Source organism: Microbacterium sp. GCM10027623, from assembly GCF_042666935.1.
Lineage (GTDB): Bacteria > Actinomycetota > Actinomycetes > Actinomycetales > Microbacteriaceae > Microbacterium.
In genome coordinates this window covers 38,864-59,211 of sequence record NZ_JBHTHE010000004.1, presented here as the reverse complement: position 1 = coordinate 59,211, position 20,348 = coordinate 38,864, and the positions used below count along the sequence as shown (strand labels likewise).

Below are 20,348 nucleotides of genomic sequence, written 5' to 3'. Positions count from 1 at the left end.
TGACCGCCGGGAGGCGCCCAGCGACCCGTCAGCGGTCGTCGAGGGTCTTCCCGCGCTGGTCGACCAGGCCCCAGGCGGCCACCGTCGCGATGACGAAGAAGCCGGAGAAGACGACGAACGCCAGCGGCGCACCGCCCTGGACGAGCAGAATGGGTACCAGCAGCGGGGCGATGATCGAGGCGATGCGGCCGATCCCGGCCGCCCACCCCGCCCCCGTGGCTCGCAGCGAGGTCGGATAGATCTCGGGCGTGACCGCATACAGGGCGCCCCACGCGCCGAGATTGAAGAACGACAGCGCCATGCCCGCGGCGATGATCGTGAACTGGCTGTCGGCGAGGCCGAACAGCACGGCGGAGACGGCGGATCCGGCGAGGAACACCGACAGTGTGATGCGTCGCCCCCACACCTCGATGAGCCAGGCCGCCACCGCATACCCCGGCAGCTGGGCGAGGGTGATCAGCAGGGTGAACTCGAAGGAGCGCACCAGGTCGTAGCCGGCCGCGACGAGGATGCTCGGGATCCAGATGAACGCGCCGTAGTAGGCGAAGTTGACGCAGAACCAGACCGTCCAGACGCTGAGCGTGCGCACGCGGAACTCCGGCGCCCACAGGGTGCGCATGCGCCCGGATGCCGTGGCCGCGAGGGGGGCGGCTGCGGACTCCTGGCGGGTGACGCGCGTGCGCTGCAGAGCGGCATCCGTCTCGAGTGAGGAGACGATCCGGTCGGCCTGCGCGATACGCCCGCGGGACGCCAGCCAGCGCGGGGACTCGGGCAGGCCCCAGCGCACGACCAGCGCATACACGGCCGGGATGGCGCCGATCGCGAAGGCCCAGCGCCAGCCGTTCTCCGACGCCGGGATCACGAAGTAGCCGATGAGGGCGGCGGCCGTCCATCCCACCGCCCAGAACGCCTCGAGGATGACGATGAGTCTGCCGCGGATGGCCGCAGGAGCGAACTCGCTCACATAGGTCGACGCGACCGGCAGCTCCGCGCCGAGACCGAGGCCGACGAAGAAGCGCAGTACGAGCAGCATCGCCACTCCCCCGACCAGCGCGCTCGCACCTGTTGCGGCGCCGTAGATCAGCAGCGTGATGGCGAAGACCTGTCGTCGGCCGAGCCGATCGGCCAGCAGACCGCCGACGCCGGCACCGATCGCCATCCCGATGAAGCCGACGGATGCGATCCACCCGGTCTCAGCGGGAGTCAGGGACCACTGCTGGGCGAGTACGGCGATGATGAACGAGATCAGACCCACGTCCATGGCGTCCAGCGCCCAGCCGACCCCCGATCCGGTCAGCACCCGCAGATGCGACCGCGTGAACGGCAGCGCATCGAGACGGGCGGCGAGCGACGAGCGGCTCGAGAGCGAGGGTCCGGACATGGTCTCATCGTAGAGCCGCACCTTGGATGCGGGCCGGTGTGTGACTGCTCCCGGCCGCCGGGACTCAGCCCAGCAGGACGGCGCGCAGCGTGTCGAGACCGACACCGCCGATGTCGAGCGCGCGCTTGTGGAAGTCCTTGAACGAGAACGCCTCCCCCTCGCGTTCGCGCACGCCGTCGCGGACCTGCTCCCAGATCCGCTGGCCGACCTTGTACGAGGGTGCCTGTCCCGGCCAGCCGAGATAGCGGTTCACCTCGAACTGACGGAACTCGTCGGACATGTTGACGTTGCGTCGCATCATCTCGAGCGCGTAGTCGTGGTCCCAGACGCCCTGGCCGTCCAGACGCGGCTTGCGCAGGTGCACGCCGATGTCGAGCACCACCCGCAGCGCTCGCAGGCGCTGCCCGTCCAGCATGCCCAGACGGTCGGCCGGATCGTCCAGGTACCCCAGCTGCTCCATGAGCCGTTCGGCGTACAGCGCCCACCCCTCGGCGTGGCCGGAGGTGCCCGCGAGCACCCGACGCCAGGTGTTCAGCTCTGCGCGGTTGTACGTGGCCTGCGCGATCTGCAGATGGTGGCCGGGAACGCCCTCGTGATACACGGTGGTCAGTTCCCGCCAGGTGTCGAACTCCGTGACGCCCTCGGGCACGGACCACCACATCCGCCCGGGGCGGGAGAAGTCATCGGTGGGACCGGTGTAGTAGATCCCGCCCTCCTGGGTGGGCGCGATCATGCACTCCAGGGCGCGGATCTCCTGGGGGATGTCGAAATGGCTGGCGCCGAGCTCGGCGATGGCCCGGTCGCTGGTCTCCTGCATCCACTTCTGCAGCGCTTCCGTGCCGTGCAGCTTGCGGGAGGAATCGGCTTCGAGGTGCGCGACGGCCTCTTCCACGGTGGCACCGGGCAGGATCTCGTCGGCGATCGCGCCCTGCTCATCGATCATGCGCGCGAGCTCTTCCCGACCCCATTCGTACGTCTCGTCGAGATCGATGGTCGCACCGAGGAACCGCCGGGAGTTCAGCGCATACAGGTCGCGCCCGACCGCGTCCTCCTCAGAGGCCGCCGGTGCGAGTTCACCGATGAGAAACGAGCGCAGCTCGTCGTACGCGACGCGCGCGGCGCCCGCGCGGTCGGACAGGTCGCGTGCGAGGGACGCCGGGAGCTGACCCTCGTCGGGGGCCGCCTCGGCCGCGAAGGTGGCGAAGAAGCCGTCGTCAGCGCTGTACCGTGCGATCTGGGTCGCGACCTCGCGCACCTGCCGGCGTGCGGGCACCACGCCGCTGCGGATCCCCTCGCGCAGCGACTGCACATAGCCGCGGAGCGCTGCGGGAACGGCGGCGAGGCGCTCGGAGATGACGGCCCAGTCCTCCACCTGCGAGGTCGGCATGAGGTCGAAGGCCTGCCGGAAGTCCTGCGGAGCCGACGCGATCACGTTCAGATCGCGCAGATGCCACTGCGCGTCGTGCAGCTCGATCTGCAGGCGCAGCTCCGCGGACAGGTCGGCCTTGGTCACCTCGTCGATGCCGTCGACGGGCTGGAGAGCATCCAGGTCCGCCAGCGCGACGCGTGCGGCGGCGACCGACCGGTCGTGGCCCTCGGGACTGACGTCGTCGAGCCTCCCGTTGGCCTCGTTGCGGCCGATGTAGGTGGCGAGCACCGGCGACAGCTCGACGAGCGTGTCGACCCAGCGCTCGGCGACGTCATCGATGGCGGACGGGGTGCGGGCTTCAGCGGTCATGCCGACGAGCCTAATCGTGGAGTCGCCTCAGTGCGCGGCCTCGTTCCAGTCCTGGCCACGACCGACCTGCACGTCCAGCGGCACCGTCAGATCGGCGGCACCGGCCATTCGATCGCGGACGATGCTCTCCACGGCGTCCCACTCCCCCGCGCCGACCTCCACGACGAGCTCATCGTGGATCTGCAGCAGAACCCGCGAGCGCATCCCTGCCGCGCGCAGGTCCGCATGGATGCGGAACAGCGCGAGCTTCATGATGTCGGCCGCGCTCCCCTGGATCGGTGCGTTCAGCGCGGCGCGCTCGGCATTCTCGCGCAGCACGCGGTTCGGGCTCGAGAGATCGGGGAACGGCCGGCGACGGCCGAAGATGGTCTCGGTGAAGCCGTCCTCCTTCGCCTGCATGACGGACGCGCGCAGATAGTCGCGCACGGCGCCGAATCGAGCGAAGTACTCCATCATCAGCTGCTTGGCCTCGGACTGCTCGATGCGCAGCTGCTTCGACAGGCCGAACGCGCTGAGGCCGTAGACCAGGCCGTAGGACATCGCCTTGACCTTGGTGCGCATGGCCGAGCTGACCTCCTCCGGTTCGACGCCGAAGACCCGGGCTCCGACGAAGCGGTGCAGGTCCTCTCCGGTCCGGAACGCCTCGATGAGCCCCGCGTCGCCGGACAGGTGCGCCATGATGCGCATCTCGATCTGCGAGTAGTCGGCGGTCAGCAGCGTCTCGTAGCCCTCGCCGACCTGGAACGCACTGCGGATGCGACGCGACTCCTCGGTGCGCACCGGGATGTTCTGCAGGTTCGGGTCGGTGCTGGAGAGGCGCCCGGTCTGGCTGCCGGTCTGCACGTATGTGGTGTGCACGCGGCCGTCGGCGCCGATCGCCGAGTCGAGCGACTCGATGATCTGACGCAGCTTGGTGGCCTCGCGGTGCTGCAGGAGCAGGTCGAGGAACCGATGGGGGTGGCTCTCCTGGAGGTCGGCCAGCACCGCGGCATCCGTGGAGTAACCGGTCTTGGTCTTGCGGGTCTTCGGGAGTGCGAGGTCCTCGAACAGCACCTCCTGGAGCTGTTTCGGGGAACCGAGGTTGAACTCGCGGCCCACGAGCGCGAACGCCTCGGAGGCGAGCGTGTCGGTGCGGGCGAGAAGCTCACCGGAGAAAGCGGTGAGCACATCGTGCGAGACCGCGACGCCGGCGATCTCCATGTCGGCGAGGGCCAGCAGGGTGGGCAGCTCGATCTCGGTGAGGACCGAGGCCACCGACTCGGGCATCGCCTCACGGATCGCCTGGGCGGTCCGCAGCGTGAACCAGGCCTCCTGGGCAGGTGTCGCCCCCTCCGTCTCCGGCACGAGCTGCGTCGGATCGGACTCCGGAAGCCTCTCGTCCAGGTAGCGGCTGACCAGGTGAGCCAGTGTCTTGTCGGGCAGGCTCGGACGCATCAGCCAGCCGGCGAGCAGCGTGTCGTAGGCGAGACCTCCGAGACGGATGCCGACGGCGGACAGCGCCTTCACCTGCGGTTTCGCGTCGTGCATGACCTTGACGGCGTCCGATTCGAGCCAGCCGCGAAGCTCTGCGCCGGCCGATTCGGTCCAGTCGCACTCGCGCAGTTCACCGCCTTCGGCGACACCGAGACGACTGATCGACCCGCCCGAGGTCAAGAGGTTCACGGCGACCTCGGCCGTGCGGGAGCGCAGCCAGGCGGCCATGTCGGCGGGCGAGGACTCGACGGCTGCCGGGATCTGGACGGCGGGGGTGTCGTGGACCGGCTCATCTCCGGACCCCACTGCTTCGAACACCCGGGGCAGCAGGGTGCGGAACTCGAGGCGGGCGAAGATGTCGCGCACGGCCTGCGGGTCGATGGGGGCGACCGCCAGCTCGTCCGGACCGAGCGACAGCTCCACGTCGTCGAGCAGACGGTTCAGTCTGCGATTGCGGCGCACGTCCTCGATGTGCTCGCGCAGGTTCCCCCCGACGACGCCCTTGATCTCGTCGGCGCGCTCAAGCAGGGCATCGAGGCTGCCGAACTGGGTGAGCCACTTGACGGCGGTCTTCTCCCCCACCTTGGGCACACCCGGCAGGTTGTCACTGGTCTCCCCGACAAGAGCGGCGATGTCGGGGTACTGCTCGGGACGCACGCCGTAGCGCTCCTGGACGGCCGCCGCGTCGTACCTCTTCAGCTGGGAGACGCCCTGCACCGAGGGGTACAGGAGTGTGACCTCATCGTTCACGAGCTGGATCGAGTCCCGGTCGCCCGACACCACCAGCACGTCGTACCCCTTCTCGGCACCCTGTCGCGCAAGGGTGGCCAGGATGTCGTCGGCCTCGATGCCCTCCTTGGTGAGCACCGGGATCGACATCGCCGCCAGACAGTCCTGCAGCAACGGGATCTGCCCGCGGAACTCCTGCGGGGACTCGGAGCGCGTCGCCTTGTACTCCGGGTACTCCTCGGTGCGGAAGGAGTGGCGCGAGGTGTCGAACGCGATCGCCATGTGCGTGGGCTTCTCGGCCTTGATGAGGTTGACCAGCATCGACAGGAACCCGTAGATGGCGTTCGTGTGCTGATTGTCCTTCGTCGTGAAATTCTCGACCGGCAGGGCGAAGAAGGCCCGATAGGCGAGCGAGTGGCCGTCGACGACCATGAGGGTAGGCTTTGCGGAGTCCGTCACCCTGCAAGCCTAGCCAGCGCGACGGACACTCGCCGAGGAGGGTATGTGACGGATCAGGCACAGCTGACGGGTATCGAGTGGGTCACTCAGCGCGGAATGGGCGCACTGGCCGAGAAGATGGGGATCGTCTTCACGGAGTTCTCCATCGAGCGCAGCGTGGCGACCATGCCGGTGGAGGGCAACACCCAGCCGGTCGGCCTGCTGCACGGTGGGGCGTACGTCGTGCTCGGCGAGTCGCTGGGCTCCATGGCGGCGAATCTGCACGCGGGTCCGGGGAGGCTGGCCGTCGGCATCGACATCAACGCCACGCACACCCGTTCCGCGACCTCCGGCATCGTGACCGGCGTGTGCACCCCCATCCATCTCGGACGCAGCATGGCCGTCCACGAGATCGTGGTGAGCGACGATCAGGGTCGACGGTGCTCGACCATCCGCATCACGAACATGATCCGGGAGATGTCCGCCTGACGCGCGGATCCCGGACGCGGAGACGACGAAGGCCCGGATGCACGGCATCCGGGCCTTCGCATTGCGTCAGGACTTCTTGGGAGCGAGCTGCTCGATGATCGCCTTCGCGACGTCCTGCATCGTCAGACGGCGATCCATGGACGCCTTCTGGATCCAGCGGAACGCCTCGGGCTCGCTGAGACCCATCTTCTCGTTGAGGAGGCCCTTCGCCCTGTCGACGAGCTTGCGGGTCTCGAAGCGCTCGACCATGTCGGAGACCTCGGCCTCGAGCGTGATGATCTGCTCGTGGCGGGCCAGCGCGATCTCGATCGCCGGCAGCAGGTCGTTCGGCGTGAACGGCTTGACCACGTAGGCGAGCGCACCGGCTTCGCTGGCGCGCTCGACCAGCTCCTTCTGGCTGAATGCGGTGAGCAGCACGACGGGCGCGATGTTCGCCTTGTGCAGCTTCTCGGCGGCGCTGATGCCGTCCAGCTGCGGCATCTTGACGTCCATCACGACGAGGTCGGGTCGCAGTTCGGTGGCCAGCTGCACGGCGGTCTCGCCATCACCGGCCTCACCGACGACGTCGAATCCGTTGTCGCGCAGGATCTCGACGATGTCGAGGCGGATCAGCGACTCATCCTCGGCGACGACGACGCGTCGCGGGGCGGATGCCGTGGGCTGGTCTGGCTGTTCTTCGGTCACGGGTTACATCCTATCGGGGTGAATCCTTGTTCGAGCTGGTGCCGGCGGTGGGACTCGAACCCACACGTCCTCACGGACAAAGCATTTTGAGTGCTCCGCGTCTGCCATTCCGCCACGCCGGCCTGCGCTGCGACTTCGACTGTAGCGCAGCCGCACCCCGGGAGTCGCTCACCGGGCGAGTGCCCTGAGCTCGGCGAACACGTCCGGGTGGGCGAGCACCCGGAAGTGGCCCCCGGTCGCGAGGCGCACGTTCTTGCCTCCGGGCAGTTCGCTGCCCTCCGGGATGTGCGGATCGAAGTCGGCGAACACGGACACGATCCGGGCGTTGACGGCGCGCTGTCCGGCGAGACTCACGATGGATGGATCCCGCGGCGACAGCGCGCGCAGCGTGCGCGGGAGCATGAGCCGCGCGTATCGCGATCCGCCGAACGGCGTGGCGACCGCCAGCATCCCACGGATTCTCGACGCCTCCGGGCCGAGCATGGCGAGCTTGCCGGCAAGACCTCCCTTGCTGTGTGCGAGCAGCACGACGTCGCGGAGGTCGTGCGCGGCGAGGTATCCGCCGACCTGGTCCGCGATCTCCGGCACGGTATCGAGATTGCGCCGCAGGACGTCGATGACGTGGACGGGGTGGCCCAGGTCATGCATCCGACGGACGAGCGGATGCATGAACTGCCAGGTCTCGTAGATCCCCGGCAGCACGACGAGCGGCGTCCGCTGCCCCGAGATGTAGGCCTCGGGCCGCCGCCGGGTCGCGGCAGCGCGGATCTGCTGCGCCGCGGCATAGGCGTAGTCCTGCGCCCACCACGCCGCGCGACGCACGATCCGGTTCACGGTGCTGTCCGCCATGCGGGCGCAAATGGGAGCGGTCCGTGCTGGGTCACCGACGCGAGATTGTGCAGAATCGCGGAGGCGACCGCCCGCGGTGCCGTGTGCTGCGCGTTGTGCACGCGACCCGGGATCTCCACCAGTGCGGCGTCGTTCGCCGCCGTGCGCAGCCGCCGGCACCAGGTGCGCGGCGCGATCGGGTCGCGGGAGCCTCGCACGATCAGGAGCGGCACATCCAGGACGCCCACTCGGTCCTCGATCGGGTAGGCGAGCATGTGCCGCAGCTGTCGGATGTACCACACCGGGCCGCAGCGGAGATAGTCGCCGAAGACGAGGGCGTTCGCGCCCGGCGGCTCGCCGAGGGTGTCCAGCGTCAGCGCGGCGGCCTGCTGCCACACCGTGCGCGCCCGGTCATCGGTGACGGGACCGATCGTGACGACTGCGCGCGCGAGATCGGGACGGCGCACGGCCAGCTCGACGACCCACTGGGTCCCCATCGAGTGGCCGACAAGCACCGCCGGACCGACGCCCAGCTCGTCGATGACGGTGCCGAGGCCGTCGGCCATCCGCGTGACATCGACATCGTGGGACGGCTTGGGCAGCCCGCCGAACCCGGGAAGGTCGACGGAGACGACCGTGCCGTGCGCGCGGAGCGCCCGGTGCAGACGCATCAGGTAGCGGTGCGACATCCCGATGCCGTGCACGAGCACGAAGATCGACGCGGACGAACCGCGCGACAGGGACGTGCGGAACGTCATGGCACCTGCACGGTGCGTCCGCTGCGTCAACGGCTCCTTCACCATCCACGCACCGTACTCCCACCGCGCAGCACAGCGCCGAGGAGAGGACTCCTCACGGGTCCTCTCCTCGGCGCTGCGGTGCGGATTCAGACGCCGTTCTTGTAGATCGGGGCGGCCCCGCCCACGGCATCCCCGACCTTGTGGACGCGGATGTCGTTCGTGGAGCCGATGATCCCGGGAGGCGACCCGGAGATCACGACGACGCGGTCGCCCTCCTGGGCCAGTCCGGAGCTGAGCAGGTACTCGTCGACCTGGTGGAACATCGCATCGGTGTGCTGGACCATGTCGACCAAGGCCGAGCTGATGCCCCAGGTCAGCGCCATGCGCCGGCGGATGCTGGGCTCCGGGGTGAACGCCAGCATCGGTATCCCCGAGCGCAGGCGGGAGAGTCGGCGTGCGGAGTCTCCGGACTGCGTGAAGACGCACAGGAACTTCGCCTCCACGAACGCGGCGACCTCCAGAGCCGCGAGCGTGATGGCACCTCCCTGGGTGCGAGGTTTGTTGGTCAGCGGAGAGATGCGCTCCAGACCGTGCTCCTCGGTGGACTCGATGATGCGCGCCATGGTCTCCACGACGACGATCGGGTAGTCGCCCACGCTCGTCTCGCCGGAGAGCATGACGGCGTCGGCGCCGTCGAGCACCGCGTTCGCGACGTCGGAGGTCTCAGCGCGTGTCGGCACCGGGCTGGAGATCATCGACTCCAGCATCTGCGTGGCGACGATGACCGGCTTCGCCATGCGCCTCGCCAGCTCCACCGCGCGCTTCTGGACGATCGGCACGGCCTCCAGCGGGAGCTCCACGCCCAGGTCGCCACGGGCGACCATGATGCCGTCGAACGCGTCGACGATCTCCTCCAGCGCGTCGACTGCTTGCGGCTTCTCGATCTTGGCGATGACGGGGACGCGCACGCCCTCCTCGGCCATGATCTCGTGGACGCGGTCGACGTCCGACGCGTCGCGGACGAAGGACAGCGCGATCAGGTCGGCGCCCGTGCGCAGACCCCAGCGCAGGTCGTCCTCGTCCTTCTCGCTCAGCGCAGGGACGTTGACGGCGACACCGGGCAGGTTGATGCCCTTGTTGTTCGACACGGCGCCGGCGACGATGACCTCGGTGGTGACGACGGTCCCATCCGTGTCGAGGACCTGCACGCGCACCTTGCCGTCATCGATCAGCAGGAAGTCGCCCGGCTTCACATCCTGAGGCAGCCCCTTGAACGTGGTCCCGCAGATCTCACGATTGCCGACGATGTCTTCGGTGGTGATCTTGAAGATGTCGCCGACGGCCAGTTCGTACGGCCCGTCCTCGAACCTGCCGAGACGGATCTTCGGGCCCTGCAGGTCGACGAGCACGGCGACCGCACGACCCGCGTCCTCAGCGGCGCGCCGCACATTGGCGTAGTTGGTCTCGTGCACGGTGTAGTCACCGTGGCTGAGGTTCAGGCGAGCGACGTCCACACCGGCCTCGATCAATGCACGGACCGTCTCATAGGTCGAGGTTGCAGGCCCGAGTGTGGCCACGATTTTCGCGCGTCTCAACGGCTTCTCCAGGGGTAAGAAGGGAAGGGGAACAAAATGGCGACGGTGCCGCGCTCAGCCTACGCGGGCTGGACGCTGAGTGCGACATCCGTTGCAGCGACCGGCGCGGGCAGGACCGAGGCGCCCATCAGGTCGCTGTCGATCGTGGCAGCCGCGGCACGGCCCTCCGCGATCGCCCACACGATGAGGGACTGGCCGCGCCCGGCGTCGCCCGCCACGTACACGCCCGGCTCGGAGGAGACGAAACGGGCGTCGCGGCGGTAGGTGCCGATGCGGGTGACGGCCGGGACGCTCTCGTCGCCGAGCACACCGGTCTCGGGGCCGGTGAACCCCATTGCGATGAGGACGAGTTCGGCCGGGATCTCGCGCTCGGTTCCGCTTCGGGGCACGCGCTTGCCGTCGATGTACTCGGTCTCGGCGACGCGCAGTGCGCGAAGGGCTCCGTTCTCGTCGGCGAGGAACTCGACGGTGGACGCCAGATAGGTCCGCTCGCCGCCCTCCTCGTGCGAGGACTGCACCTCGAACAGGGTGGGCTGCGTGGGCCAGGGCTGGTGCTCGCCGCGCTCCGCGGCGGGCTGGCGCCCGATCGCGAGGTTCGTCACGCTCAGGGCGCCCTGACGGTGCGCGGTGCCGATGCAGTCGGACCCGGTGTCCCCTCCCCCGATCACGACGACGTGCTTGCCCGCCGCGGTGATCTGGTCGGGGACGCGGTCGCCGGCCACGACGCGGTTGGCCTGGACCAGGTAGTCCATGGCGAAGTGCACGCCGGACAGGTCACGCCCGGGAATCGGGAGCTCACGGGGAACCGTGGATCCGGTGGCGATGAGCACGGCGTCGTAACGCGCGCGCAGGTCGCTCCAGGAGAGCTGGACGCCGATCTCGACACCGGGGCGGAACCGGGTGCCCTCCGCGGTCATCTGCTCGATGCGCGCGTCGACGAGCTGCTTCTCCATCTTGAAGTCGGGGATGCCGTAGCGCAGCAGACCGCCGATGCGGTCCTCGCGCTCGTACACGACGACGGTGTGGCCTGCGCGCGTCAGCTGCTGCGCCGCGGCGAGACCCGCAGGCCCCGAACCGACGACCGCGACCGTCTTGCCCGTCAGGCGCTCCGGCGGCTGCGGCTGCACCCACCCGTTCTCGAGAGCATCGTCGGCGATGGTCTGCTCGATGCGCTTGATGGTCACCGGCGGCTGGTTGATGCCGAGCACGCACGCGCTCTCGCACGGTGCCGGGCAGAGCCGTCCGGTGAACTCCGGGAAGTTGTTGGTCGCGTGCAGCCGATCGCTCGCCGCGCTGCCTTCGTCCCGCCAGGTCAGGTCGTTCCACTCCGGGATGAGGTTGCCCAGCGGACAGCCCGAATGGCAGAAGGGCACGCCGCAGTCCATGCACCGGCTGGCCTGACGGCGCAGCATGGTGTGATCTGTCGGTTCGTACACCTCCTTCCAGTCCATGATCCGAACAGGAACCGGACGGCGAGCGGGCAGCTCGCGCTCGGTCGTCTTCAGAAAACCTCTGGGGTCAGCCACCGGTCACCTCCAGGATCCGGGTCCAGATACTCTCGCCATCGGGGTCGTCCCCGGCGGCCTCCGCTTCACGACGGATCTCCTGCACGGCCGCATAATCACGCGGCAGCACCTTCACGAACGCCGTGCGCAGGGCATCCGCGTCGCCCAGCAGCTCGGCCGCCAGCGGCGATCCGGTGCGCTCCACATGCTCGGTCAGCAGACCCTGCAGCACGGCGATGTCGGCGTCGTCGAGGCCGAGGAGCCGCAGCTCCCCGGTCGCGAGGGCACCCGCGTTGACCTGCGCCTCGCGCAGGCCCTGCACGTAGGCGATGCCGCCGGACATGCCGGCACCCAGGTTGCGCCCCGTGTCGCCGAGGATCACGGCGAGGCCGCCGGTCATGTACTCGAGCGCATGATCTCCGACGCCTTCCACGACGGCGGTGGCGCCGGAGTTGCGGACGAGGAAACGCTCACCCACGACCCCGGAGATGAACATCGATCCGCTCGTCGCCCCGTACCCGATCACGTTGCCCGCGATCACATTGCGATGCGGCGCGAAGGAGGCGTCCCGCGGCGGACGGATCACGATGTCGCCTCCGGAGAGGCCCTTGCCCACGTAGTCGTTCGCGTCGCCCTCCAAGCGCAGCATGACGCCCGCGGGAAGGAAGGCTCCGAGCGACTGCCCGGCCGTGCCGCGCAGGGTGACGTCGATGGTCTCGGGCGGCAGGCCCGCCGCACCGTATCGCGACGTGACATGGTGGCCCAGCATCGTGCCGACGGCGCGCTCGGTGTTGCGGATGGGCAGGTCGATCCGCACCGGGTCGCCGTTGTCGAGGGCTTCTGCGGAGAGGGCGATCAGCGTGGTGTCGAAGTGCTTCTGCAGCTCGTGATCCTGCTGACGGGCGCTCTTGCGAGGCTCGCTCGCCGGGAACGCCGGCCCGTTCAGGATGGGGCTGAGATCGAGGCCCGCGGCCTTGCCGTGCTGCGCGACGGCGTCCGTGCGCAGCAGTTCGGTGTGCCCGATGATCTCGTCCAGGGAGCGGAAACCGAGCGCGGCGAGGTGTTCGCGCACCTCTTCTGCGATGAACTCCATGAAGTTCACGACGAACTCCGGCTTGCCCGTGAACCGTGAGCGCAGCAGCGGGTTCTGGGTCGCGACCCCCACCGGGCAGGTGTCCAGGTGACAGACGCGCATCATGATGCAGCCGCTGACGACCAGCGGCGCCGTGGCGAATCCGAATTCCTCGGCGCCGAGCAGCGCCCCGATGATCACGTCGCGCCCCGTCTTGAGCTGCCCGTCGACCTGGACGACCACGCGGTCGCGCATCCCGTTGAGCATCAGCGTCTGCTGGGTCTCGGCCAGGCCGAGCTCCCATGGCGTTCCCGCGTGCTTGAGGGAGTTCAGCGGACTCGCGCCGGTCCCGCCGTCGTGGCCGGCGACCAGGATCACGTCGCTGAGGGCCTTGGCGACACCGGCGGCCACAGCACCGATGCCGGACTGGCTGACGAGCTTGGTGTGGATCCGGGCCTTGGGGTTCGCCCGCTTCAGATCGAAGATCAGCTGCTTGAGGTCTTCGATCGAGTAGATGTCGTGATGCGGCGGCGGAGAGATCAGCCCGACGCCGGGTGTGGCGTGACGGGTGCGGGCCACCCACGGGTAGACCTTCTGCGGGGGCAGCTGCCCGCCCTCACCGGGCTTGGCGCCCTGAGCGAGCTTGATCTGCAGGTCGGTCGCTTCCGTGAGGTACTGGCTCGTGACGCCGAAGCGGCCCGAGGCCACCTGCTTGATGGCACTGCGACGTTCGGGGTCGACGAGCCGGTCGGGGTCTTCACCGCCCTCGCCGGTGTTCGATTTAGCACCGAGGCGATTCATCGCGATCGCGAGGGTCTCGTGCGCCTCCTTCGAGATCGAGCCGTAGCTCATCGCTCCGGTGGAGAACCGCTTGACGATCGAGCTGACCGGCTCCACCTCGTCGAGGGGGACGGCCGGACGCTCCCCGGTGCGCAGCTCGAAGAGCCCGCGCAGCGTCTTCAGCTCCCGCGACTGGTCGTCGACCAGCGCGGTGTACTCGCGGAAGATGTCGTAGCGGCGGGTGCGCGTGGAGTGCTGCAGGCGGAACACCGTGTCCGGGTTGAACAGGTGCGGTGAGCCGTCGCGGCGCCACTGGTACTCCCCGCCGGTCCACAGGCGCTCGTATGCCCGTGCCGCGGAGTCCTCCGGGTAGGCGTAGTCGTGCCTGGCCTGGTTCTCGGCGAACAGATCCTCGATGCCGATTCCGCCGAGGCGGGTCTCGGTGCCGGTGAAGTAGGCGTCGACGAGCTCCTGGCTGAGGCCGATCGCCTCGAAGACCTGAGCGCCGGCATAGGAGGACACCGTAGAGATGCCCATCTTGGACATGATCTTCAGCACGCCCTTGCCCAGCGCATGGATCACGTTGTGCACGGCCTGCTCCGGCGAGATACCGGTGATGTAGCCGGTGCGCACCAGGTGCTCGACGGTCTCCATCGCCAGGTACGGGTTCACGGCAGAGGCGCCGTAGCCGATGAGCGTCGCGACGTGGTGCACCTCGCGCACATCGCCCGCCTCGACGACGAGCCCCACCTTCATGCGGTTCTCGCGGCGGATCAGGTGGTGATGAACCGCGGCGACCATGAGCAGCGAGGGGATCGGGACGAGGTCCTTGTTCGAGTCGCGATCGGAGAGGATCAGGAACTCCGCACCGCGCTCGATGGCGGCATCCGCTTCCGCGCACATCTCGGTCAGCCGCTGCTGCAGTGTGTGCGGTCCGGCATCGAAGTGGTACAGACCCCGGATCGTCGCCGACGAGCGACCGGGCAGAGCACGGTCGATGTGTCGGATCTTCGCGAGCTCGTCGTTGTCGATGACGGGGAAGTCGAGGCTCACGGTGCGCGCGTGCTCAGGACCCCAGGTCAACAGGTTGCGCTCCGGGCCGAGTCCGAGGCGCAGACTCGTCACGACCTCCTCGCGGATGGCGTCCAGCGGCGGGTTGGTGACCTGTGCGAACTCCTGCACGAAGTAGTCGAACAGCAGACGGGGGCGGTCGCTGAGCGCGGCGATCGGGGTGTCCGTGCCCATCGCGCCGAGCGGCTCGGCGCCGTTCTGCCCCATCGGCGTGAGAAGGATCCGCACTTCCTCCTCGGTGTAGCCGAAGGTGCGCTGGCGGCGCGTGATGGAGGCGGCCGGGTGCACGATGTGCTCGCGCTCGGGCAGGTCGGCCAGTTGCACCGCCCCCTGATCGAGCCATTCCCGCCATGGCTGCAGAGTGGCGAGATCGCGCTTGACCTCGTCGTCCTCGATGATGCGGCCCTGGGCGGTGTCGACGAGGAACATGCGTCCTGGCTGGAGGCGTCCCCGGCGCTTGATGCGCTCCGGAGCGAACTCCAGCACGCCCGTCTCACTGCCGATCACGACGAGTCCGTCGGTGGTCTCCGTCCAGCGGCCGGGGCGCAGCCCGTTGCGGTCGAGCGTGGCGCCGACCTGGGTTCCGTCCGTGAAGATCAGCGCGGCAGGACCGTCCCACGGCTCCATCTGGTTGGCGTGGTACTCGTAGAAGGCGCGCAGATCGGGGTCGAGGTCGGGCTGCTTCTCCCAGGCCTCCGGCACCATCATCATGACCGCGTGCGGCAGGCTGCGGCCGGTGAGGGTGAGCAGTTCGAGGACCTCGTCGAAGGATGCCGAGTCGCTGGCCCCCTCCGTGCAGATGGGCAGCAGCGGGGTGACGTCGCCGAGCAGCTCGGATTCGAGCTGGGACTGGCGTGCGCGCATCCAGTTGCGGTTGCCGCCCACGGTGTTGATCTCGCCGTTGTGCGCCAGCATGCGCAGAGGCTGCGCGAGCGGCCAGGACGGGAAGGTGTTCGTCGAGTACCGCGAGTGCACCACCGCCAGCTCGGAGGCGAACAGCTCGTTCTGCAGGTCGGGATAGAACGGCTCCAGCTGCAGAGTGGTGACCATGCCCTTGTAGCCGAGGGTGCGCGCCGACAGGGAGACGAAGTACGCGTCCAGCTCGTGACCCGCGCGCTTGCGCAGGCGGTACGCGATGCGGTCCAGGGCGATGCCGGACGCACCGCCGGGAGCGGACACGAAGAGCTGTTCGAACGCGGGGCGCGCTTCATCGGCGAGCTTGCCGAGATTCTCGTTCGCGGTGGGGACCGTGCGCCAGCCCAGCACGGTGAGGCCCTCTTCGGCGGCGATGCGCTCGATGCCGGCCTTCTGCTCGCGGCGTGCGCTCGACTCTCGGGGGAGGAACGCGAGGCCCGCGGCGTACTCGCCGACCGGGGGGAGATCGAAGTCAGTGACCGATCGGAGGAACACGTCCGGCATCTGGGTCAGGATGCCGGCGCCATCGCCGGTGCCGGCATCGGAGCCGATCGCACCGCGGTGTTCCAGGTTGCGCAGCGCTTCCAGCGCGAGCGCGATGATGTCGTGCCCGGCTCGGCCGCGCAGCGTCGCGACCATCGCCAGGCCGCAGGCGTCCTTCTCGAACGCCGGATCGTACAGTCCCTGCTTCGGGGGGTAAGCGCCGGAGGCGCCGTAGGGAGGCTGGAAGTACACCAGTCACCGTCCTCAGTGTCGAGTGAAACCGGGGACAGCGCTGGCCCGCTCGTTCAGTGTGGAATGACCGCATGCTGCGAGGCGTCAGAATGATGCTCTCGCTCTACGGAGCGGTGCTTGTGGCTGGTGCTCCTGCGCCGATCTCATCGGCCGGAGGCTCACTCAGGTCGACGTAGTCATGGGATTCGTTCTGCGATTCTACATCCGCATCAGCACGGTGCCGACCGATCGTGTACGGCGACGGCTCCACACCGGTATGACGACGCGTCTGCACGATGAGGATGACGACTCCGACGAGTACGCCGATGATCGCCGCCCAGACGTTGCTGCGCAGGCCGAAGAAGATCTCGCTCGGGTCGATCCGGATCGATTCCCAGACGATGCGTCCGGAGCAGTACCAGATCAGGTAGACGGCGAACAGCTTGCCCCACTGCAGGTGCAGCTTTCTGCCGATCCAGAGCAGCACCAGCACGCCGAGGGCGTTCCAGACGACCTCGTAGAGGAACGTGGGGTGGAACAGCGTGCCCTCGGGAAGCCCCGGAGGGAATGCCGGGTTGGTGGATTCGATCTCCAGGCCCCACGGAAGGTCGGTGGGAAGCCCGAAGAGCTCGTGGTTGAACCAGTTGCCGAAACGACCCATCGCCTGCGCGAGGAGGAGTCCCGGCGCGAGCGCGTCGGCGAAGGTCCAGAACCGGATCCCCGTCCACCGGCAGCCCAGCCAGGCGCCGACCGCGCCCCCGAGCAGTGCGCCGAAGATGGCGATGCCGCCCTCCCAGATCGCCCAGACCGAGCCGAACTCCATGGGGTTCCATGGATTGCTGCCCGGCCCGAAGTAGAAGCCGGGGTGGGTGAGCACGTGGAAGACGCGGGCGCCGATGATGGCCAGCGGCACCGCGAGGATGGCGATGTCGATGACGACCCACCTCTCCGCGCCGCGCTTGGTGAGGCGGTGGTTGGTCAGCAGCGTCGCCGCGATGATCCCCGCGATGATGCACAGCGCGTAGTAGCGGATCGGCACAGGGCCGATCTCGAAGCCGTTGGAGGGAGGGCTCGGGATGCTGGTGAGCACGCTCGTGAAGGTGCTGTGAAGCGCGAAGGACATGAGAGAGAGTCTAGTTTCCTGTCACGAATCTGCCCGACGGCGTGCCGCCGGCCAGGGCTCGGGTGGTTTCGGCGAGACGGTGCAGTCCGCCGTCGCGCAGCGCCTTCACCAGCGCGGTTCCGACGATCGCACCGTCGGCGTACTCGACGACCCCGGCGATCTGCTCGGCGTTGGAGATGCCGATGCCGACGCACGCCGAGGTAGCGCCCCGCTCGCGCATCCGATCGACCAGGGTGCGTGCGGCGCGGTCCAGGGCGGCGCGTTCGCCGGTGATGCCCATCGTCGAGACGGTGTAGACGAACCCCGTCGACGCTGAGATGACCAGGTCGAGCCGTTCATCGGTCGACGTCGGCGCGGCGAGGAAGATGCGGTCCAGTCCGGTGCGCTCGCTCGCGGCGATCCACTCCCCCGCGGCTTCCGGCGTGATGTCCGGTGTGATCAGGCCGGCTCCTCCGGCCGCGAGCAGATCGTCGGCGTACCGGTCCACGCCGTACTGGATGACGGGGTTCCAGTAGGTCATGACGACGACGGGGACGTCGGTCTGCGCGGTGACCGCTTCGACCACGGTGAACAGGTCGCGTGTGCGATAGCCGTTCGCGAGTGCCTGCTGGGTGGCCTGCTGGATGACCTCGCCGTCCATGACCGGGTCGGAGTAGGGCGGGCCGAGCTCGATGACGTCCACGCCGTTGCGCGCCAGCGTGAGGGCGGCGTCGATGCTGGTCTTCAGGTCGGGGAACCCGATCGGCAGATAGCCGACGAACGCGCCGCGTCCCGCCTCGTGCGCCTTGCGGATGGCGTTCTCGACGCGGCTCACGAAGGGTCCTCCTGGTCGTACAGCTCGAAGTACCGCGCAGCGGTGTCCATGTCCTTATCGCCGCGACCGGAGAGGCAGACGGCGATGATCGCCTCGGACCCCAGCTCGCGTCCGATGCGCAGCGCGCCCGCGAGGGCATGGGCGGACTCGATCGCGGGAATGATGCCCTCGGTGCGGCTCAGCAGTCGCAGTGCCTGCATGGCCTCGTCGTCAGTGGCGGGGATGTACTCGGCACGGCCGATGTCGGACAGCCACGCGTGCTCGGGGCCGACACCCGGGTAGTCCAGGCCTGCGGAGATGGAGTGCGATTCGACGGTCTGCCCGTCCTCGTCCTGCAGCACGTAGGTCTTCGCGCCGTGCAGCACGCCGGGGCGGCCGCGCTCGATCGATGCGGCGTGCTTCGGCGTGTCGACGCCGTCGCCTGCGGCCTCCACGCCGTACAGCTTCACGCCCTGGTCGTCCAGGAAGGCGTCGAACATCCCGATGGCGTTCGAGCCGCCGCCGACGCAGGCGACGACGGCATCCGGCAGGCGTCCGGCCTCGGCGAGAAGCTGCTCGCGGGCTTCCTCGCCGATGATCTTCTGGAAGTCGCGCACCATCGCCGGGAAGGGGTGCGGTCCTGCCGCCGTGCCGAAGATGTAGTTCGTGGTGTCGACCGTCGCCACCCAGTCGCGGTAGGCGTCGTTGATGGCGTCCTTCAGAGTGCGGGACCCGGTCCTGACGGCCACGACCTCGGCGCCCAGCAGTCGCATGCGGGCGACGTTGAGTGCCTGCCGTTCGGTGTCGACCTCGCCCATGTAGATCGTGCAGTCCAACCCGAACAGCGCGGCGGCGGTCGCGGTGGCGACTCCGTGCTGACCTGCTCCGGTCTCCGCGATGACGCGGGTCTTGCCCAGCCGCTTGGTCAGCAGCGCCTGTCCCAGCACGTTGTTGATCTTGTGGGATCCGGTGTGGTTGAGATCCTCGCGCTTGAGGAAGACCCGTGCGCCCCCGGCGTGCTCGGCGAACCGTGCGACCTCGGTGATCGGCGACGGGCGGCCGGCGTACGAGTGCAGCAGCGCGGCGAGCTCGGAGCGGAACTCCGGGTCGACGATGGCGGCCTCGTACGCGACGGTGAGCTCATCGATCGCGGCGATGAGGGATTCGGGCATGTACCGCCCGCCGAACTCGCCGAAGAATGGCCCGTGCTGATCACGCAGGCTCACAGAGACTCCTTCTGGTCGCGGACGACCATCGATCCGGCCTCGAGGTAGCTCGCCAGCGTCGCAACCGGGTCGCCGGTGACCAGCGCCTCTCCGATGAGCACCACGTCCGCCCCCGCCTCGCGGTAGCGACGGACGTCGTCGGGTGCGAGCACCGCCGACTCGGCGACGCGGATCGCCGTGTCGGGGATCCGATCAGCCAGACGCGCGAACAGGTCTCGGTCCAGCTCGAGGGTCTTCAGGTTGCGCGCGTTCACGCCGATGAGTGCGGCGCCCAGGTCGATCGCGACCTCGAGCTCCTCTGGGGAGTGCGTCTCGATCAGCGGTGTCATGCCGAGCTCGAGGATGAGGGTGTGCAGTTCGTCCAGCGTGGAACGCGACAGTCCAGCGACGATGAGCAGGGCGAGGTCGGCGCCGGCCGCACGCGCCTCGAACACCTGGTAGGGCGTCGCGATGAAGTCCTTGCGCAGCACCGGCAGGGACACCCGTGCGGTCACGGCTTCGAGATCGGCGAGACTGCCGCCGAAACGCCGCTCCTCCGTGAGGACGCTGATCGCAGAGGCGCCGCCCTGCTCGTACAGCGCCGCCTGCAGCGCGGGGTCCGGGATCTCCGCGAGGGATCCCCGCGACGGGCTGGCGCGCTTCACCTCGGCGATGATCTTCACCTGATCGGCGGGCGCCAGCGCGGCGAGTGCGTCGCGCGCGGCCGGCCGTGCGCGTGCGTCGCGCTCCACGGCGGCGAGCGGACGGGTCCGTGCACGACGCTCGGCGTCTTCGACAGCGCCGGCCGTCAGGTCGGCGAGGACCATCAGTGTGCCTTCGGCGTGTACTTCGGGCCCTTCACTCCCCAGCCGGCCCGTGCGAGGGCCCAGCCGGAGATCGCGCCGATGACGACGATCGCAGCCGAGACCCAGACGCCGACGGACAGCTCCAGGCAGAAGAAGATCGTGCCCAGGGCGAAGCCGAGCAGCATGATCACCACGGCAATCCAGGCTGCAGGCGAGTGTCCGTGACCGGGGTCGGCGATCGGGTTGGTCATGTTCTCCTCCGGGAGGTC

The 20,348-nt window shown here is 68.8% G+C and carries 15 protein-coding genes and 1 tRNA gene; 1 reads left to right on the top strand and 15 read right to left on the bottom strand.

Translation table 11 applies throughout. From position 1 onward, the window contains the following. Positions 1-28 precede the first annotated feature (28 nt). From ACFQY2_RS15390 to polA, 3 genes are all read right to left on the bottom strand, one after another. Entirely contained in the window at positions 29-1,381 is a 1,353-nt protein-coding gene (locus ACFQY2_RS15390; RefSeq protein WP_378746874.1) for an MFS transporter, read from the bottom strand. A 64-nt stretch (positions 1,382-1,445) separates the two neighbouring features. Beyond that, positions 1,446-3,119 (bottom strand): DUF885 domain-containing protein, encoded by a 1,674-nt coding sequence (locus tag ACFQY2_RS15385; protein WP_378746872.1) that lies wholly within the window; start codon positions 3,117-3,119, stop codon positions 1,446-1,448. Positions 3,120-3,146: 27 nt separating this feature from the next. Further along, positions 3,147-5,753, bottom strand: a complete 2,607-nt coding sequence (polA, locus tag ACFQY2_RS15380) for a DNA polymerase I (protein ID WP_378747052.1) — start codon at positions 5,751-5,753, stop codon at positions 3,147-3,149. Positions 5,754-5,876: 123 nt separating this feature from the next. On the opposite strand from polA, the gene ACFQY2_RS15375 reads away from it, so the two are divergent. Next, on the top strand, positions 5,877-6,248 hold the full coding sequence (locus tag ACFQY2_RS15375; RefSeq protein ID WP_378747051.1) for a hotdog fold thioesterase: 372 nt from the start codon (positions 5,877-5,879) through the stop codon (positions 6,246-6,248). 66 nt (positions 6,249-6,314) lie between these two features. Here the strand turns inward: ACFQY2_RS15375 and ACFQY2_RS15370 are convergent, their stop codons facing one another. From ACFQY2_RS15370 to ACFQY2_RS15315, 12 genes are all read right to left on the bottom strand, one after another. Further along, the gene (locus ACFQY2_RS15370) at positions 6,315-6,932 is read right to left on the bottom strand and encodes an ANTAR domain-containing response regulator (protein ID WP_378746871.1); all 618 of its coding nucleotides are present in this window, start codon (positions 6,930-6,932) and stop codon (positions 6,315-6,317) included. Between the two features lie 36 nt (positions 6,933-6,968). Next, positions 6,969-7,054 (bottom strand) — tRNA-Leu (locus tag ACFQY2_RS15365). Positions 7,055-7,100: 46 nt separating this feature from the next. Beyond that, complete coding sequence (locus tag ACFQY2_RS15360) at positions 7,101-7,781, bottom strand: esterase/lipase family protein (protein ID WP_378746869.1); 681 nt, start codon at positions 7,779-7,781, stop codon at positions 7,101-7,103. Further along, positions 7,763-8,518 (bottom strand): alpha/beta fold hydrolase, encoded by a 756-nt coding sequence (locus ACFQY2_RS15355; protein ID WP_378746868.1) that lies wholly within the window; start codon positions 8,516-8,518, stop codon positions 7,763-7,765. The genes ACFQY2_RS15360 and ACFQY2_RS15355 overlap by 19 nt, the downstream gene beginning before the upstream one ends. A gap of 128 nt (positions 8,519-8,646) precedes the next feature. Then, positions 8,647-10,095, bottom strand: coding sequence for a pyruvate kinase (gene pyk / locus ACFQY2_RS15350; protein ID WP_378746866.1), 1,449 nt, complete (start codon positions 10,093-10,095; stop codon positions 8,647-8,649). A 59-nt stretch (positions 10,096-10,154) separates the two neighbouring features. Then, positions 10,155-11,621, bottom strand: a complete 1,467-nt coding sequence (locus ACFQY2_RS15345; protein WP_378746865.1) for a glutamate synthase subunit beta — start codon at positions 11,619-11,621, stop codon at positions 10,155-10,157. Further along, positions 11,614-16,173 (bottom strand): glutamate synthase large subunit, encoded by a 4,560-nt coding sequence (gene gltB, locus ACFQY2_RS15340; protein ID WP_378746864.1) that lies wholly within the window; start codon positions 16,171-16,173, stop codon positions 11,614-11,616. Before gltB ends, ACFQY2_RS15345 begins: the two co-directional genes overlap by 8 nt. A 103-nt stretch (positions 16,174-16,276) precedes the next feature. Beyond that, positions 16,277-17,275, bottom strand: coding sequence for a prolipoprotein diacylglyceryl transferase (gene lgt / locus ACFQY2_RS15335; RefSeq protein ID WP_378746862.1), 999 nt, complete (start codon positions 17,273-17,275; stop codon positions 16,277-16,279). A gap of 10 nt (positions 17,276-17,285) precedes the next feature. Then, positions 17,286-18,089 (bottom strand): tryptophan synthase subunit alpha, encoded by an 804-nt coding sequence (gene trpA, locus ACFQY2_RS15330; RefSeq protein ID WP_378746861.1) that lies wholly within the window; start codon positions 18,087-18,089, stop codon positions 17,286-17,288. Further along, a complete protein-coding gene (trpB, locus tag ACFQY2_RS15325) occupies positions 18,086-19,294 on the bottom strand; it encodes a tryptophan synthase subunit beta (RefSeq protein WP_378746860.1) in 1,209 nt (402 codons plus the stop codon). Before trpB ends, trpA begins: the two co-directional genes overlap by 4 nt. Continuing rightward, the gene (gene trpC, locus ACFQY2_RS15320; protein WP_378746859.1) at positions 19,291-20,100 is read right to left on the bottom strand and encodes an indole-3-glycerol phosphate synthase TrpC; all 810 of its coding nucleotides are present in this window, start codon (positions 20,098-20,100) and stop codon (positions 19,291-19,293) included. Before trpC ends, trpB begins: the two co-directional genes overlap by 4 nt. Continuing rightward, positions 20,100-20,330 carry a DUF6704 family protein gene (locus ACFQY2_RS15315; protein ID WP_378746858.1) on the bottom strand — a complete coding sequence of 77 codons (231 nt, stop codon included), beginning with the start codon at positions 20,328-20,330 and terminating at the stop codon, positions 20,100-20,102. Before ACFQY2_RS15315 ends, trpC begins: the two co-directional genes overlap by 1 nt. Positions 20,331-20,348 lie beyond the last annotated feature (18 nt).

Excerpts from the sequence above, each read along its gene's own strand:
- ACFQY2_RS15360 (WP_378746869.1), bottom strand. The coding sequence starts at position 7,781 with ATGGCGGACAGCACCGTGAACCGGATCGTGCGTCGCGCGGCGTGGTGG.
- ACFQY2_RS15385 (WP_378746872.1), bottom strand. The coding sequence starts at position 3,119 with ATGACCGCTGAAGCCCGCACCCCGTCCGCCATCGATGACGTCGCCGAG.
- trpC (WP_378746859.1), bottom strand. The coding sequence starts at position 20,100 with ATGGTCCTCGCCGACCTGACGGCCGGCGCTGTCGAAGACGCCGAGCGT.
- ACFQY2_RS15390 (WP_378746874.1), bottom strand. The coding sequence starts at position 1,381 with ATGTCCGGACCCTCGCTCTCGAGCCGCTCGTCGCTCGCCGCCCGTCTC.
- ACFQY2_RS15315 (WP_378746858.1), bottom strand. The coding sequence starts at position 20,330 with ATGACCAACCCGATCGCCGACCCCGGTCACGGACACTCGCCTGCAGCC.
- polA (WP_378747052.1), bottom strand. The coding sequence starts at position 5,753 with ATGGTCGTCGACGGCCACTCGCTCGCCTATCGGGCCTTCTTCGCCCTG.
- ACFQY2_RS15375 (WP_378747051.1), top strand. The coding sequence starts at position 5,877 with ATGGGCGCACTGGCCGAGAAGATGGGGATCGTCTTCACGGAGTTCTCC.
- lgt (WP_378746862.1), bottom strand. The coding sequence starts at position 17,275 with ATGTCCTTCGCGCTTCACAGCACCTTCACGAGCGTGCTCACCAGCATC.
- ACFQY2_RS15355 (WP_378746868.1), bottom strand. The coding sequence starts at position 8,518 with ATGACGTTCCGCACGTCCCTGTCGCGCGGTTCGTCCGCGTCGATCTTC.